This is a genomic window from Marinobacter adhaerens HP15 (genome assembly GCF_000166295.1).
GTDB lineage: Bacteria > Pseudomonadota > Gammaproteobacteria > Pseudomonadales > Oleiphilaceae > Marinobacter > Marinobacter adhaerens.
The window spans coordinates 3,656,883-3,672,119 of record NC_017506.1 but is presented as its reverse complement, the minus strand read 5'-3'; the positions used below and the strand labels follow the sequence as shown (position 1 = coordinate 3,672,119).

The following is a 15,237-nucleotide window of genomic DNA, read 5'->3' as shown; positions in this document are numbered from 1 at the left end:
GCCACCCAACCACGCCCCGAACCTCTGAGTAAGGCCAGCTAACCATGACCTCGACTAAACCCCATATTGCATTTCTTGGCATCGGCCTGATGGGTACGCCCATGACCCGTAACCTCCTGAACGCGGGTTTTCCAATGACTCTGTGGAACCGCACGTCCAGCAAGTGCGAGCCGTTTGCCTCTGAGGCGGTGATCGCCGAATCCCCGGCGGAGGCCGTTGCCAATGCCGATGTGGTGATCACCATGCTGGAGAACAGCGATGTGGTGGAGCAGGTGCTGGTCGCCCAGGGCGCGATTGATGCCCTGAAGCCGGGCGCGCTGGTTATTGATATGAGTTCAATTCAACCTTCCGTGGCCCGGCGGCATGGCGAGTTGGTTGCAGAGCAGGGCGCTGGGTATGTGGATGCGCCGGTGTCCGGGGGTACTGTGGGCGCGGCTGAAGCCCGCCTGAGTATCATGGCGGGTGGCTCGGAAGCGGATGTGGATCGCGCCCGGCCGGTGTTCGAGGCGCTCGGCAAGTGCACGCGGATTGGTCCTGTTGGCGCGGGGCAACTGGCGAAGCTGGCCAATCAGGCTATTGTTGGTATCACCATTGGTGCTGTGTCCGAGGCGCTTTTGCTGGCGGCGAAAGGCGGTGCCGATCCTGCGGCTGTGCGGGAAGCGTTGCTGGGCGGGTTTGCCGGTAGCCGGATTCTGGAGCTGCACGGCCAGCGGATGATCGACCGGGAGTTTGCACCCGGCGCGCCGGCTCGGATCCAGCTAAAGGACATGCGGATGATTCTGGATGAGGCCCGTGCGGAAGGGTTGACCCTGCCCCTGGCCCAGCAGACCCATAACGAATACCTGTCGCTGGTGGCCAATGGCCACAGTGATGTCGACCACAGTGGCCTGTTGCTGGAGCTGGAGCATCTGAACGGTGCCCTGCTTGGCTCCCTTGGCCGCGGACCGAAGGAGTAAACACGCCATGCCCCGTTTTGCTGCCAATCTGTCCATGCTGTTCACGGAAGTGGACTTTCCCGAGCGCTTCGCCATGGCCCGGGCCGCGGGTTTTGAGGGCGTGGAATACCTGTTCCCCTATGCCTACCCCAAAGAGCGACTCGGCCAGATGCTGAGCGATAATCAGCTGACTCAGGTGCTGTTCAATCTGCCGCCCGGTAACTGGGACGCCGGTGAACGGGGCATCGCCTGCCTGCCGGACCGGGTTGAGGAGTTCCAGGCCGGCGTGGATCAGGCGATCGACTATGCCAAAGCCCTTGGCTGCCGGCAGCTGAACTGCCTTGCGGGGCTGAAGCCGGCGAACGTTTCCGATGACATTGCCTGGCAGACGTTGGTGAGTAATGTCGCCTGGGCAGCGGGCAGGCTGGCTGACGAGGGTATCACCCTGTGCCTGGAAGCCATTAACTCGCGCGTGGATATGCCAGGCTTCGTACTGGATACCTCCGGCAAGGTGCTCGCACTGATCGAGGAAATCGACGCGGACAACGTGCGCCTGCAGTACGACCTTTACCATATGCAAATCATGGAAGGGGATCTGGTGCGCTCCATGGAGTGTCTTTTGCCCTGGATCGGCCACATTCAGTTTGCGGACAACCCGGGGCGACATGAACCCGGCACGGGGGAGATTAACTTTTCGAATGTTTTTGCGGCCATCGATGCCATGGGATATGACGGCTGGGTAAGCGCGGAATACCGGCCTACCGGGGCAACCGGTGACAGTCTAGGCTGGTTTCCGGGGAAAGCCTGACCGTCGCCATTGGCGACACCCTCTTACAAGATCGTAACTGGCCGGGTTGCCAACTTCTTCGTACCCTTGTCGTTACTGTAATCCGCTATCGGGAGGAGAGCCGGTGAAAGCGCTGGTAATCGAAGACGATCAGGACGTTGCAAATTATCTTGTCAAAGGGCTGAAGGAATCCGACTTCGTGGTCGACCATGCAGCCGATGGCAAGGAAGGCATGATGATGGCGGCCAGCGAGGATTACGACATCATGATTGTAGATCGCATGCTGCCGGGAATGGACGGTCTGTCCATTATCAAAACCGTGCGTGCGACCGGAAACCAGGTGCCGGTTCTGATTCTCAGCGCCCTGGGTGATGTGGACGACCGCGTGGAAGGTTTGCGTGGCGGCGGCGATGACTACCTCACCAAGCCGTTTTCATTCACCGAATTGTTGGCCCGTATCGAATCCCTGGTGCGCAGAAATCGGCAGTCGGCGGAAACCGAGACCGTACTGCGGGTCGCCGATCTCGAAATGGATCTGCTTGCACGCACGGTAAAGCGGGCCGGCCAGAATATTGATGTCCAGCCGCGGGAGTTCCGTCTGCTGGAGTACCTGATGCGTAATGCCGGCCAGGTGGTCACCCGGACCATGTTGCTGGAGAAAGTCTGGGATTACCATTTCGATCCCCAGACCAACGTTATCGACGTACACATCAGCCGGCTGCGAGCCAAGATCGATAAGGAATTCGATACACCCTTACTGCAGACCATCCGGGGTGCAGGGTACATGTTACGTGAAACTGCTTAGCCAGCTCAGGACCTCGTCCTTCCAGCTAGCCCTGCTGTACATGGTGGTGTTCGCCACCTCGGTATTTCTGTTACTGGCCTTTATCTACTGGCGTACGGCGGGCTTCATGACCGCCCAGACCGACGAAACCATTGAAGCGGAAATCGCCGGTCTGGCGGAGCAGTATCGTGGCCGTGGCGTAAATGGCCTCATCACCATCATCCGTGAACGTGTTGCCCGCGACCCCAACGCCAAATCCATCTATCTGCTGACCACCGACGACTTTCTGAAGCTGGCCGGCAACATAGAGACCTGGCCGGAAGGCAGCCGTTCAGAGAGCGGCTGGATCAACTTCACCCTGAACGAATCCGTCGGCTGGACCGGGCCCGAACGCCTCGCCCGTGCCCGGATCTTTGAGGTTCAGGGTGGCTTGCGCCTGCTGGTCGGGCGGGATGTCGACGAACTCACTAACCTCAAGCGGGTAATTGAAACCGCCATCAACTGGGGTATGGGGATCACCCTTGCCCTTGCGCTGCTTGGTGGCTTCCTGATGAGCCGCAGTACGACCCGGCGTATCGAGGTTATCAACAACACCTCACGTCGGATTATGAACGGCCACCTTTCCCTGCGGATACCAACCCGTGGCACCGACGATGATTTCGACCAGCTGGCGGAAAACCTGAATCAGATGCTGGACCGGATTGTGTATCTGATGGAGGGCATCCGGCACGTTTCCGACAGTATTGCCCACGATTTGCGTACGCCCCTGACCCGACTCCGCAACCAGCTTGAAAACACGCTGATGTCGGTGGATAACGACGAGGCGAGGGAGCAGGCCGGCCGCGCCGTGGCGGAGGCCGATCAGCTGCTGGCCACCTTCAACGCGTTGTTGCGCATCGCCCGGCTGGAAACCCGGGGTAATACCGCCGACATGAAACCTGTGCCGCTGGATGAGTTGGTCACCGATGCCTGTGAGCTCTATGAGGCCCTGGCTGAGGACAAGGACCAGTCGTTCGAGCAGGGCCTGGAAAGCGGAGTAATGATCGAGGGCGACCGCGACCTGCTGTTTCAGATGGTCAGCAACCTGATTGATAACGCTATCAAATATACGCCGGAGCATGGCGTTATAGGCGTATCTGTTCGGCGCGAGGGTGCCGATGCGGTGTTTGAAGTTCGGGATAGTGGAATCGGTATTCCCGATGCCGAGAAAGATCAGGTCTTCCAGCGGTTTTACCGGGTAGGCAAGAGCCGTTCGCTACCGGGGAATGGTTTGGGTCTGAGCCTGGTGAGCGCTGTTGCTGAGATTCACCAGGGCCGGATTGTCCTCAGTGATACGCATCCCGGGGAGGAATCGCCGGGGCTTACCGTGGCGGTGAAGATTCCCGCCTACACTGAAGCCCGCAAACGCATTCGCGCGGCCCAGGCCGAGCAGCCGACGGATTCAGCGGCCGGGGAAACCCGAACCGCCTCTTGATCCGCCGGCGTAAATACTTACTGACTGGCGCGGAAACGGTTGATGCGTGACATCACGGGGCCAATCAGCGCGTCCCTTCGGGACTCAATCTCGTGGGTAATCTTTTCCACCTGGGAGCGGCGACGGTTTACCCGCACCTGAATGCTGTCCCACTCACCTTCCAGATGCCTCTGCTCGGCCGCGAGAAAAGCCGCAATGTTGTGCCGATTGACCTTGCCAGTAATTCCGTACTGGTCGAGCCGGTAACCAATAGCATCCACGCCATTAAGTGCCATGTTCAGCAGCTTCTGTGTATTCATGTTGTTTTCTCCGAGAATGGAAACGTTCGAAAAGAATATAAGCGCTACGCTATGCTCCGAACCTAGAGTCTGCAACCTAATTCCCGGGGCCGGCGTTCGTAGTTTCCCTGACCAAAACGTAATTCCTCGGCCACGCCGGTGTAATCCATGCTGTGCATAATTGAAACTGTAGCTTTGGAAGCCTGCAGATTTGTTGCTTGCTTCTCCCTCCAGCACAGCGCTAGCCTTACCCCGTTTTTACGGGGTTTTTTTATGCCCTTCCAATTTATGATTCCCAACTGGCAGAGGACGTTGCGAGACCAATGACCCAGGTTCCCGGTAATGGCGGCCCACGCCCCAGATACATCACTCCGGAAGGCGAGCGGGCCTTGCGTGATGAACTGCAGTATCTCTGGAAGGTAAAGCGCCCGGAAGTGACTCAGGCCGTGCGGGAAGCTGCCGCTCTTGGTGATCGATCCGAGAACGCCGAGTACATCTACGGCAAGAAGCAGCTGCGGGAAATCGACCGTCGGGTGCGCTTTCTGGGCAAGCGCCTGGAAGAGCTGACCGTTGTGGACCGATTGCCGGATGACCGGGACAAGGTGTTTTTTGGTGCCTGGGTAACGGTGGAAGACGAAGAGGGTGACGAACAGACCTATCGCCTGGTCGGCGCCGACGAGTTTGATTTGAACAAAGGCTATCTCAGCATCAACTCACCGCTCGCCCGGGCCCTGATCGGCAAACGCCTTGACGACGAAGTGAGCGTTCGCACCCCGGAAGGTTGGAAGTCGGTCTTTGTCGTAGGAATTCGCTACGAGGCGCCATCCGACGACAAGTGAATGATGTCACAAAATTGGCGAGTGCCCGGGCAGGTTGTGTGATTTGTAGATAAACTGATCAAAATTTGTCACAACTGGTCGCAGACAGGATCGTCTGCCGGGGTAAATGCCATGGGTATGCGTGGAGAAGCGGGGAACGTTCAGAGCAGGGTAATCACGGTGCTTGTCTTGGCTGCGGCATTTTCTGCCGGTACGGCCCTTGCGCAGAGCGACGCGCAGGACAGTGCTTTCCAGTACGAAGAACGCTCAACCATCCACACCATCCAGCTGAATTCCATGGAGGAAGAGACGCTGGCCAATACCGTTATCGAGGGTGGCCTTGCGGCACCGGCTGCGGGTGTACCGCTCAAACCCCGGGTTGAAGACGACTTCTACCTGGATCCCCTCGGGCTTCGACCCGGAGATAGCCGCACGGACCTCGGCCGATCACAGATTCCGGTGGAGTTCCGGTTCAGCAATCCGAAATCCATTCCCGGACAGACCCACAGCAACAACTACGTGATCCGCCCACCCGAGAACCGCACTTACGATGCGCTTAACATCAATATGAATGAGCGTTGAGACAGGCTATCAGGCTGCGGCGCAGCCGTTGTCTCCGGCGGGCGTCTTACCAAGTACATCTTCATAGAAAAATGCCAGGGCCTGGCTAGCCTGATTGAAACGCGCCCGGGATACCCGCATGCGATCGTTCAGGTATTCCAGAAACAGCCGGCGGTCTTCGTTGGCCAGCGCATCCGGATCTTTCATGTCGCTAAACAGCACGAACCGGGTGATCCAGTGCAGGTAGGTTTGCTCAGAGCGTTGATTGAGCTTTTGTTCGTGGATGGCGTCCTTGACCCGTGCCACCAAGCCTGGCTGGGACTGTTCCAGCGCTTCCGTGATGTCCATAAATAACTCTTCCTGGTGAATTGGTATTGTTATTTTGCGCGCATCTTATGACAGCTCATTTACGAGCGCAAAGCTTTATTCAGGAAGATTGACTCTGGTCATTTTTCGACCAGAGTCTGGGCTGGAACACCAGTTATTTCAGGGCTTCAAGCTTGTCGATGTACTTCTGCATGGCCTCATCGCTGGACATGCCCTTGGCCTTTTCCCAGGCATCAAACTTGGCGCGGCCGACAAAATCCATCATGCCCGGGCGCTTGCCGGATACATCGCCCTCGGTGGCCTGCTTATAGAGCGCGTAGAACTCCAGTTTCATCTCGTTGGACGGTTTGAAGTCGCCCTCGGCAGTCTGGATGTAATTCACGGCTTCGTCGAAGCGGGTTTTCAGGTCACTCATGTTGATCTCCTTATGGTTTCGTGTTGATCCTGCTCGTTGGGCGAGTATAGCCACAGCCAACAATGCCGTCATTGACTGAAGTTTCTTATGAGTGATGACAGATCGGAGATCCCGCGTATTCTGGCAAAAGCTTGCCCGGCCGCACATTCGCGAAGAAAGCTGGCCAGTTTTTGCTTGAGAATGGCAAGTGATCTGTGTAGAGTTTTGGTCGTTGCGCGCCAGGAGGGTGCGTACAAGGGATTGAACAATTGCAAATGATTTGCACAGGGAGCAAGCGCATGTCTTCAAAAGACGGTTCCGTCGCGCCTAAAGAGCGCATCAATATCAAGTACGTCCCCGCCACCGGAGATCAGCAGGCAGAAACCGAGTTGCCGCTGAAGATGTTCGTGGTTGGTGATTTCAAGGGACACGCAGAAGAAACCCCCATCGAAGACCGCAAGGCCATTTCCGTCGACAAGAACAACTTCCGTTCGGTCATGAAGGAAGCCGGCCTGACCCTTTCCACCACCGTGACCAACAAGCTGGATGAGGAAGCCGACGAACTGCCGGTAAACCTGGAATTCCAGACCCTTGATGACTTCTCTCCCGACAGCGTTGCCCGTCAGGTTCCGGAGCTGAACAAGCTGATTGAACTGCGGGAAGCCCTGGTGGCCCTGAAAGGCCCATTGGGTAACGTACCGTCGTTCCGTTCCAAGCTTCAGGAACTGCTGGACAACGACGACGCCCGGGACAAGCTGCTGGCCGAACTGGAATTGGCCACAGACAGCAACGAGTAAGGGAACACCCGCTCATAACTTCCGACTGAATTCAAAACGTACTAAAAGGATGTGGTATGTCTGATACTGCTGTGCAGCAATCTGCTGCCTCCGAATCCGTCACTGAAGGCTCTCTCCTCGACCAGGTCATGGCCAACAGCCGCATGGCGCCGGCGGATGAGGGTTACGATGTCGCTCGCAAGGGCGTGGCAACATTTATAGCCAATCTGCTGAAAAGCGATGAAAAAGGTCAGCCGGTGAATAAGGCCCTGGTGGACCAGATGGTGGTGGAGCTGGATCGAAAGATCAGCGCCCAGATGGATGAAATCCTGCACGCGCCCAAGCTGCAGGAGCTGGAATCTTCCTGGCGCGGCCTGAAGCTCATGGTGGACCGCACCGATTTCCGTGAGAACATCAAGGTGGATATCCTCCACGCCACCAAGACCGAGCTGCTGGAAGACTTCGAGTTCGCGCCGGACGTTACCCAGACCGGTTTCTACAAGCACATCTATTCCACGGAATATGGCCAGTTCGGTGGTGAACCGGTCGGCGCGGTTGTTGGCAACTACGCCTTTACCCCGTCCACACCCGACATGAAGTTGCTGCAGTACGTATCGTCCGTCGGAGCGATGGCCCATGCTCCGTTTCTGTCCTCGGTGGCACCGTCGTTCTTTGGCGTCGACAGCTACCAGGAACTACCTGCCATCAAGGAACTGAAGGCCGTTTTCGAAGGCCCGAAATACGCCAAGTGGCGCTCCCTGCGGGAATCCGAAGATGCCCGCTACCTGGGCCTGACTTCGCCGCGCTTCCTGCTGCGGGTGCCTTACGACCCCACCGAAAACCCGGTGCGCAGCTTCAACTACAAAGAAGATGTGTCGGGTGACCATGAGCACTACCTGTGGGGCAATACCGCCTACCTGCTGGCCACCCGCCTGACGGAAAGCTTCGCCAAGTACCGCTGGTGCCCGAACATCATCGGTCCCCAAAGCGGTGGTGCAGTCGAGGACCTGCCAGTGCACCTGTTCGAATCCTTTGGTCAACTGGAAGCCAAGATCCCGACCGAAGTGCTGATCACCGATCGTCGTGAATACGAAATGGCCGACGAAGGCTTCATTGCCCTGACCATGCGTAAAGGCAGCGATAACGCTGCGTTTTTCTCCGCCAACTCGGTGCAGAAACCCAAGCAGTTCCCTAACACCAAGGAAGGGAAGGAAGCGGAAACCAACTACAAACTGGGTACCCAGCTGCCCTACATGATGATCGTGAACCGCCTGGCCCACTACATCAAGGTCCTGCAGCGGGAGCAGATCGGCTCCTGGAAGGAACGTCAGGATCTGGAGCGGGAGCTGAACACCTGGATACGTCAGTACGTGGCCGACCAGGAAAACCCGCCCGCCGAAGTCCGCAGCCGTCGCCCCCTGCGCGCGGCACAGGTCACCGTTTCTGACGTGGAAGGTGATCCGGGCTGGTACCAGGTGTCCCTGGCGGTTCGGCCCCACTTCAAGTACATGGGTGCTAACTTCGAACTGTCACTGGTTGGCCGGCTGGACAAGGATTAATCCGTGTTCCAGCACCCGGCCAGCGACGGATCGCAGGCCAGCAGCGGCAGCCTGTTCGAGAGACTCGAGCAGGCTGCTGAACCGGCTGGCCAGAGTACGGGAGACGTGACCCGCGTTGTTGAATCGATCAAGCGCCACCTGGTTCGGCTGCTGAATGCCCACCCGGGCAACAGTGCCAGCGTACCGGATCTGGGCCTGCTGGACTTCAACGACGCCACGCTCGGCACCCACGATCTGAGCGTCCAGATTCGTGGCGCGATCCGGCAGTGCATCGAGAAGTTCGAGCCCAGGGTGAAGCGGGTGGATGTCGTTAATTTGCCCCAGGGCCCTGATCCGTTACAGCTGCGGTTTCAGGTGACGGTCTATCTGAACGTCGGTTCGAAAGACGACAAAACAACCATAGATTTGGTATTGGATGACAAACGTTACTACCAGGTGGTGTAACGAAACGGATAAGCAAACACCAAGGATGGCAGGAGACGGTGGGGATGCTTTTCTGCAGGGAAAAAAATGTCTGAGCGTAGCGACTTGTTTTTTCCCGGAAGAAAAGTGTACCGACCGTCTCATACTCCCAAGGATGCGGTAGCAGTATGAGGTTAAATCGGTTCTACAGAGACGAGTTAAGTTTTCTCAGGCTTCAGGGCCGGGAATTCGCAGATGCCCATCCACAGCTGACGCGGTTCCTCTCAGAGCAGAGTACCGATCCGGATGTGGAGCGGCTGCTGGAAGGCTTCGCTTTCCTGACCGGCAAACTGCGGGAAAAGGTTGAGGACGAGTTTCCGGAGATCACGCACTCGCTGCTGAACATGTTGTGGCCGAATTATCTGCGGCCGGTACCCAGTTGCACGATCATGCGCTTCGATCCGCAGTTGCATGCAATCAGTGAACGCCAGAGAGTAGAGCGTCATACCGAGATCAAGAGCCGTCCCCTGGGCGATGCGAATCGCCAGACCCAGTGTCGGTTCCGCACTTGCCGGGCGGTGGATGTATTTCCTGTGAGCGTTGCCGCGGCCCATGCAGAGCACTCACGGGAAGTGTCCTCAGTGACCGTGGACCTGGCACTGCACACCGATCAGCCCCTGTCGTCACTGGGCATGGACAGCCTGCGCTTTTATCTGGGCGGCGAGAGCCATGTCGCCGAAACCCTTTTTCTCTGGTTGAACCACTATCTGAAACGCATCGATCTGGTGGTGGGCGACGCTGTTTACCGCCTGCCTGCCTCGCTTTTGCGGCCGGTCGGTTTTGGCAACGAAGAGGCCCTGTTGCCGTATCCCAAGAACGCCTACCCCGGTTACCGCATTCTGCAGGAGTATCTCAGTTTCCCGGAGGCCTTCCGTTTTGTGGATATTCTCGGACTCGGGCGTCGGCTGCCAGCGCTGCAGGCCGACGAAATCAGCCTGCGTTTCCATTTCAGCCGGATATTGCCACCGGATGCAAAAGTGCGGGAGGACAATTTCCAGCTCTATTGTACCCCGGCGGTGAACCTGTTTACCCACGAAGGTGAGCCGGTGGACCTGAACGGTCGCCAGACCGAATACCGGATTTCGCCTTCCAGCCGCTCGCCGGATCACTACGAGGTGTTCAGCATTGAGCAGGTGGAAGGCTGGCTGGAGGGACGGTCCGGGCGCGGTGAGCCCCGCATCTACACGCCCTTTGAGAGTTTCCAGCATGAGGTGGAGCGGGATCGAGGACGGACCGCCCTGTACTATCGGGTCCGGGCCCGGGATAGCGTGCGCGGGGACGGCTTTGATCATTATATGTCGTTTGTCCGGGGCGACGAGTCGGAGTGCCTGAGCCGGCAGGAAGCGGTTTCCCTGACCCTCACCTGCACCAACCGCCACTTGCCCAGCCAACTGGCGGTAGGCGAAATCTGCATGGCGACCGAGAGCACGCCGGCGTTTGCCGCCTTCAGCAACATTACCCGGCCCACGGCGACCCTGCGGCCAACCCTGGATGGCAGCCTTTTGTGGACGCTGATCTCGAATCTGTCACTCAATTACCTGTCCATGCTGGACGTGGATGCTCTGCGCACGGTGCTTCGAGTTTATGATTTCCGGGCTCTGGTGGACCGTCAGGCGGAGCGGGTATCACAGAAGCGTCTTGCTGGTATTACCTGTATCGAGACGGCTCCGGTTGACCGGATGGTCAAAGGCCTGCCGGTGCGGGGGATTCGCTCGGTATTGAAACTGGAGCAGCAGGCCTTTGCATCGGAGGGTGATCTTTACCTGTTCGGCACGGTACTCAGCCAGTTCTTTGCTCTTTACGCCAGTATCAACGCATTTCACCAACTGGAAGTGGTGAACACCGATAACCAGGAACGGTACACATGGACGTTACAGCAAGGTCAGCAGCCGCTGATGTAGCCGAGCTGCAACCCGTTCTGGGCAATGCGCGGCGATACAGTTTTTTCCAGCTGGTGGACCTTATTCACCGGCACCACGGGGATGACCTGGAGCGAAACAGCGACGATCAACCCCGCCAGGAAAGGATCCGGTTTTCTGCCTCTGCGGGGCTGGGGTTTCCCGGTAGCGATGTGGTTTCGGCGCTGTCGCCGGAGCACGAGCACGCCCCGTATCAGATGGAAGTCAGCTTTCTGGGATTGCACGGCTCACAGTCGCCGTTGCCGGGCTATTACCTTGAAGACCTGGCCTGGGAAGCGGGGCAGAATCTGGGCATCCGGCGGCATTTTCTTGATTTTTTCAATCATCGCCTGGTCACGCTGTTCCACCGGGCATGGCGCAAGTATCGCTACTACGTTCGGTTTCAACCCGGTGCCTCGGACGGCTTTTCAGAGCTGATCTTTGCCCTGATAGGTCTGGGCGACAGCCGGTTGCGGGAGGCGACACCGGTGAACTGGTCCAAGATGCTGGCCTATTCCGGCCTGATGGCCGGTCGTAGCCGGTCGCCTGAGGTGGTGAGCGGCATCGTTGCCCATTGCTTCGATCTGGATGATGTCAGTATTGAACAGTGGGTCCTGCGCAAGGTGGCCATCGCCGATGATCAGCAGACCCGACTGGGCCAGGCTAACGCCTGTCTGGGCAGCGACACACTGGTGGGATCGGCCATTCGGGATCGCAGTGGTAAATTCGTGCTCCGGTTGCGAAATCTCAGCCGACAGCGCTTTGCGGATTTCCTGCCTAATGGCCAGGACCACCAACGCCTGGTCAAGCTCGTTGAGTTCACCACACGGGAGCAGCTGGCGTACGACCTGGAGCTTCAAATGCGTCCAAAAGACATCCGTCCCATGGAGCTGGGAGAAGATGTGCGGCTGGGCTGGAATTCCTTCGTGACCCCGGAAAAGGCCAGGCGCCGACCGGCGGTCCGGATCCAGATTCGCCGGTGAATCCGGCAGGGAAGATATTCATGGATGGACAACAGGCTGTGGGACTCAAACTGACAGTCACCAATCCGACTGTTGCTGGCGGCGGGGCAACCATCGACCACTGCTTCAGTGTTCGTGGCGGCTCTATCGGTACAGCAGCCAGTGATACCTGGCGGTTATCGTCCCACCGAACGGGTGCGGTTCCCGGCCACGCGGAGATCCGTTTTCTGGACGGCGGCTTCTGCCTGATTGATCGCAGTGGCCGGACCTACATCAATAGCGCAAGTCAGCCGGTGGGTCGGGGCCGTCGGGCACGACTGAATCATGGCGATACCATCAGTATTGGTCGCTATCAACTTCGTGCGGAGTTGGCCGAGGTTGTAAGTGAACCGTTGCTTGAGAGAGGTGAAGCAGATCAGGCCCGGCAACTGATTGATGTCGATGAAGGGCCGCTGATGCGGGCCGAGTACTTAACCAGCCAGACTGAGAACCCAGAGCCGCTGCAGAATTTTGGCGCGGTAGCCGGGGAGGCAGTCAGTGATGACCCATTGGCACCCTGGAACCTACAGCCGGACCAACAGAAGTCGGATGCTGACGCGCTGATGGTCAGCGAGACCTCCTGGCGCGCCGCCGAAAGGCAGGTTTCGGATGAGTACCGTGAAAACCGCGACGTAGCGATGGGCCTGCCAGTTCGCAAAGGAGAGAAAGACAGGATGTCTGAGATTTCAGAGAGCGCTGATCGCAGGGAGGTTTCCGATCAGAGCAGCAAGCACATCAGTGGTGCCCCCCTGTTGCGGGGTATGGAAGTCGGGCTGGACTTTGCCGACAGCGACGAGATGCGTCTGTTCCTGGAGGAAGTAGGGCAAACACTGAAGTCGACCGTGGAAGGCCTGTTGGCCCTGCATCAGGGAGAAGACAGCAGGCATCAGGCGCTGCGAACCCGCCTGCAACCCATCGAGGATAATCCACTGCGGTTGGGTGAGGGTTATGAGGATACGGTGCAGACCCTGTTCGCCAGCCATCGTAGCCCGGTTCACCTGTCGGCGCCGGCGGCGGTGCGGGAGAGTCTGCAGAGCCTGAATCATCACCAGCAGGCAACCCGTGAGGCCATCAGCGAGGCATTGGAGGCCATCCTGCATGCCTTTTCGCCCGAGGCCTTGCTGCGTCGTTTCCATGGTTACCGCCGGGGACTGCGCCAGAACGAGGACGAGGGACGCTGGGCATGGGATATGTACCAGCATTATTACCGAGAGTTGAAATCCAGTCGTCAGCAGGGATTCGAGCGTCTGTTCCAGGAAGTGTTCGAACAGGCTTACGACCAGAACCTGCGCCAACTACAGAGGGAGAACCCGTTGTGAAGACCTGCAAATGGAGTTTGCTGGCCGTCGTATTCGTGCTTGCCGGATGCAGCACGCCCTATAACGCCGTCACCAAAACCGCAAAAGTGCTCTGGGACCCGGATATCCCGGTGGGGTACCCGGAGGATCTGCCTAGCCGGGTAGGTCTGACCATGGTGGCCGAACCGGATGTAAACCCGAATGAATCCCTGGCACCCACGCCCATTGCGTTTCAGATCATCGAGATGCGCGACAGCTCACTATTGATGGCCGGGGATTTCGACCAGCTACTGAGTGACCTCGAGTCGTCACTGGGCCAGAACTATGTGGACCACAGCGATTACTCCCTGGTGCCAGGCCAGTTCAAGTTCATCGAACCCTTCGAGATTGGCGAGGACACCCGATTTATCGGCGTGATCGCGTTTTACGCCTACCCCAACCTGTCCCAGTGGAAGAAGGTGGTGAAGGTGGATCCAATCGGCGGCCGCTACAACCTGCTGGTGAACCTGCGGGAGCGGGAAGTTCAACTCAAGCATTCGGATGACACCTGATGGCGGTAATCAATCGAGTCGTCTGGAGTGATGGCCTGTTTATCAAGCCTCAACATTTCCAGCAACAGCAGCGATATCTGGAACATCAGATCAATGAACGGGCGCTCGCGATCTCTGATTATCTGTATGGCTTCAGCGACCTGGAGCTGAATGCGGAGTATCTGAGTTTCGGCCGGGTTGGCCTGGTTAGGGCATCCGGACTGTTCCCGGACGGAACCCGCTTCAGCCTGCCCCAGGACGATGTGATGCCTGAACCGTTGGAAATTGCCGATGCCTCGGTGGCCAATCAGGTCGTCTACCTGGCGTTGCCGTTGGGCAGTGAAAGCCTGGCTGAAGTGGAATGGCCGGACGCCCCGGTGGCCGGCCGGTTCCGTGCCGACTCCCGGGAAATCCGGGATCTGCATTCGATTGACGGCGATGCCCACGCCATTGATGTGGGTCGCGTGGCACCCCGCCTGATGCTGGAGAGGGAAGATCGCAGCGCCTATGCGGCCCTGGCTATCGGCCGGATTCTTGAAAAGCGCCCGGACGGAAGCCTGGTGATGGATCCGAACTTCCTACCCACCATGCTGAGTGTGCGAGCTGCACCCAGGCTGCAGCGATTTGTCGGTGAAATGGCGGGACTGATGCGGGAACGGGCGCGCAATATTGCCGAACGTGTCGGTGCCCCTGGGCAGGGCGGCGTTGCAGACGTGGCGGATTTCATGTTGCTGCAGATGCTGAATCGCGCCCACCCCAGGTTCATGCATCTGGCTCGCCTTCGCCAGTTGCATCCTGAAAGGCTGTTCGAAGCCCTGCTTGAACTTTGTGGTGAGCTGGTGACCTTCACCGATGAAGGGCGTTTGCCGAGGGAGTATCCGGCCTATGACCACGATCTCCCGGAGGATGCTTTTACCCCGCTCATGCAGGTTCTGCGGCAGTCCCTGAGCACAGTGCTGGAACCGAGGGCCCTGGCTATCCAGCTCCAGCAGCGCCAGTACGGCCTGACTGTGGCCCCGGTTCAGGATGCCCAGTTGGTCCGGGATGCGGAATTCATTCTGGCGGTCAAAGCCGACATGCCACTGGACGATCTGCGCAAGCAGTTCACTCAGCAGTGCAAGGTGGCCTCTGTGGAAAAAATCCGGGATCTGATCAGCCTGCAGCTGCCGGGGATTCCGCTTGCTGCATTGCCGGTTGCACCCCGGCAGTTGCCGTACCACGCCGGCTTCGTGTACTTCCGCCTGGACGACCAGAGCCAGGCCTGGCAAATGCTCGACAACGCCAGCGGCTTCGCATTCCACGTGGCCGGCAGTTTCCCGGGCATGGAAATGCAGTTCTGGGCAATCAGGAGCTAA

Annotated in this window: 17 protein-coding genes; 14 read left to right on the top strand and 3 right to left on the bottom strand. The window is 58.3% G+C overall.

Annotated elements, in window-relative coordinates; translation table 11 throughout:
* Window positions 1–44 precede the first annotated feature (44 nt).
* The 4 genes from HP15_RS17265 (at window position 45) to HP15_RS17250 (ending at window position 3,980) form a co-directional block, all read left to right on the top strand.
* The gene (locus HP15_RS17265) at window positions 45–956 is read left to right on the top strand and encodes an NAD(P)-dependent oxidoreductase (RefSeq protein WP_014578655.1); all 912 of its coding nucleotides are present in this window, start codon (window positions 45–47) and stop codon (window positions 954–956) included.
* Window positions 957–963: 7 nt separating this feature from the next.
* The gene (gene hyi, locus HP15_RS17260; RefSeq protein ID WP_008175692.1) at window positions 964–1,743 is read left to right on the top strand and encodes a hydroxypyruvate isomerase; all 780 of its coding nucleotides are present in this window, start codon (window positions 964–966) and stop codon (window positions 1,741–1,743) included.
* A 103-nt stretch (window positions 1,744–1,846) separates the two neighbouring features.
* A complete protein-coding gene (locus tag HP15_RS17255; protein WP_008175694.1) occupies window positions 1,847–2,527 on the top strand; it encodes a winged helix-turn-helix domain-containing protein in 681 nt (226 codons plus the stop codon).
* Window positions 2,514–3,980 carry a HAMP domain-containing sensor histidine kinase gene (locus tag HP15_RS17250; protein WP_041645737.1) on the top strand — a complete coding sequence of 489 codons (1,467 nt, stop codon included), beginning with the start codon at window positions 2,514–2,516 and terminating at the stop codon, window positions 3,978–3,980. Before HP15_RS17255 ends, HP15_RS17250 begins: the two co-directional genes overlap by 14 nt.
* Window positions 3,981–3,997: 17 nt before the next feature.
* Here the strand turns inward: HP15_RS17250 and HP15_RS17245 are convergent, their stop codons facing one another.
* Window positions 3,998–4,279, bottom strand: coding sequence for a hypothetical protein (locus HP15_RS17245; RefSeq protein ID WP_014578653.1), 282 nt, complete (start codon window positions 4,277–4,279; stop codon window positions 3,998–4,000).
* Between the two features lie 302 nt (window positions 4,280–4,581).
* Between HP15_RS17245 and greB the strand changes: the two genes are divergently transcribed.
* Window positions 4,582–5,097, top strand: coding sequence for a transcription elongation factor GreB (gene greB, locus HP15_RS17240; protein WP_014578652.1), 516 nt, complete (start codon window positions 4,582–4,584; stop codon window positions 5,095–5,097).
* 159 nt (window positions 5,098–5,256) lie between these two features.
* A complete protein-coding gene (locus tag HP15_RS17235) occupies window positions 5,257–5,658 on the top strand; it encodes a hypothetical protein (protein WP_373274850.1) in 402 nt (133 codons plus the stop codon).
* A 9-nt stretch (window positions 5,659–5,667) separates the two neighbouring features.
* Here HP15_RS17235 and HP15_RS17230 read toward each other — a convergent pair whose 3' ends face one another.
* Both HP15_RS17230 and HP15_RS17225 read right to left on the bottom strand, forming a co-directional pair.
* Complete coding sequence (locus HP15_RS17230) at window positions 5,668–5,985, bottom strand: site-specific integrase (RefSeq protein WP_008175705.1); 318 nt, start codon at window positions 5,983–5,985, stop codon at window positions 5,668–5,670.
* A 133-nt stretch (window positions 5,986–6,118) separates the two neighbouring features.
* Entirely contained in the window at window positions 6,119–6,379 is a 261-nt protein-coding gene (locus HP15_RS17225; RefSeq protein ID WP_008175707.1) for an acyl-CoA-binding protein, read from the bottom strand.
* A gap of 278 nt (window positions 6,380–6,657) precedes the next feature.
* On the opposite strand from HP15_RS17225, the gene tssB reads away from it, so the two are divergent.
* From tssB to tssK, 8 genes are all read left to right on the top strand, one after another.
* The gene (gene tssB / locus HP15_RS17220) at window positions 6,658–7,155 is read left to right on the top strand and encodes a type VI secretion system contractile sheath small subunit (RefSeq protein WP_008175709.1); all 498 of its coding nucleotides are present in this window, start codon (window positions 6,658–6,660) and stop codon (window positions 7,153–7,155) included.
* A gap of 56 nt (window positions 7,156–7,211) precedes the next feature.
* Window positions 7,212–8,693, top strand: coding sequence for a type VI secretion system contractile sheath large subunit (gene tssC / locus HP15_RS17215; RefSeq protein WP_014578649.1), 1,482 nt, complete (start codon window positions 7,212–7,214; stop codon window positions 8,691–8,693).
* A 3-nt stretch (window positions 8,694–8,696) separates the two neighbouring features.
* Window positions 8,697–9,137, top strand: a complete 441-nt coding sequence (tssE, locus tag HP15_RS17210) for a type VI secretion system baseplate subunit TssE (protein WP_014578648.1) — start codon at window positions 8,697–8,699, stop codon at window positions 9,135–9,137.
* 146 nt (window positions 9,138–9,283) lie between these two features.
* Window positions 9,284–11,056, top strand: a complete 1,773-nt coding sequence (gene tssF, locus HP15_RS17205; RefSeq protein ID WP_014578647.1) for a type VI secretion system baseplate subunit TssF — start codon at window positions 9,284–9,286, stop codon at window positions 11,054–11,056.
* Complete coding sequence (tssG, locus tag HP15_RS17200; RefSeq protein WP_008175716.1) at window positions 11,020–12,036, top strand: type VI secretion system baseplate subunit TssG; 1,017 nt, start codon at window positions 11,020–11,022, stop codon at window positions 12,034–12,036. The genes tssF and tssG overlap by 37 nt, the downstream gene beginning before the upstream one ends.
* Before the next feature lie 20 nt (window positions 12,037–12,056).
* Window positions 12,057–13,373, top strand: a complete 1,317-nt coding sequence (gene tagH / locus HP15_RS17195; protein ID WP_041645729.1) for a type VI secretion system-associated FHA domain protein TagH — start codon at window positions 12,057–12,059, stop codon at window positions 13,371–13,373.
* Window positions 13,370–13,903 (top strand): type VI secretion system lipoprotein TssJ, encoded by a 534-nt coding sequence (tssJ, locus tag HP15_RS17190; protein ID WP_014578644.1) that lies wholly within the window; start codon window positions 13,370–13,372, stop codon window positions 13,901–13,903. Before tagH ends, tssJ begins: the two co-directional genes overlap by 4 nt.
* On the top strand, window positions 13,903–15,237 hold the full coding sequence (tssK, locus tag HP15_RS17185) for a type VI secretion system baseplate subunit TssK (RefSeq protein WP_014578643.1): 1,335 nt from the start codon (window positions 13,903–13,905) through the stop codon (window positions 15,235–15,237). Before tssJ ends, tssK begins: the two co-directional genes overlap by 1 nt.

Coding starts and splice junctions, on each gene's coding strand:
- HP15_RS17265 (WP_014578655.1), top strand. CDS start 45: ATGACCTCGACTAAACCCCATATTGCATTTCTTGGCATCGGCCTGATG.
- hyi (WP_008175692.1), top strand. CDS start 964: ATGCCCCGTTTTGCTGCCAATCTGTCCATGCTGTTCACGGAAGTGGAC.
- HP15_RS17245 (WP_014578653.1), bottom strand. CDS start 4,279: ATGAATACACAGAAGCTGCTGAACATGGCACTTAATGGCGTGGATGCT.
- greB (WP_014578652.1), top strand. CDS start 4,582: ATGACCCAGGTTCCCGGTAATGGCGGCCCACGCCCCAGATACATCACT.
- HP15_RS17230 (WP_008175705.1), bottom strand. CDS start 5,985: ATGGACATCACGGAAGCGCTGGAACAGTCCCAGCCAGGCTTGGTGGCA.
- HP15_RS17225 (WP_008175707.1), bottom strand. CDS start 6,379: ATGAGTGACCTGAAAACCCGCTTCGACGAAGCCGTGAATTACATCCAG.
- tssB (WP_008175709.1), top strand. CDS start 6,658: ATGTCTTCAAAAGACGGTTCCGTCGCGCCTAAAGAGCGCATCAATATC.
- tssC (WP_014578649.1), top strand. CDS start 7,212: ATGTCTGATACTGCTGTGCAGCAATCTGCTGCCTCCGAATCCGTCACT.
- tssF (WP_014578647.1), top strand. CDS start 9,284: ATGAGGTTAAATCGGTTCTACAGAGACGAGTTAAGTTTTCTCAGGCTT.
- tssG (WP_008175716.1), top strand. CDS start 11,020: ATGGACGTTACAGCAAGGTCAGCAGCCGCTGATGTAGCCGAGCTGCAA.
- tagH (WP_041645729.1), top strand. CDS start 12,057: ATGGATGGACAACAGGCTGTGGGACTCAAACTGACAGTCACCAATCCG.
- tssK (WP_014578643.1), top strand. CDS start 13,903: ATGGCGGTAATCAATCGAGTCGTCTGGAGTGATGGCCTGTTTATCAAG.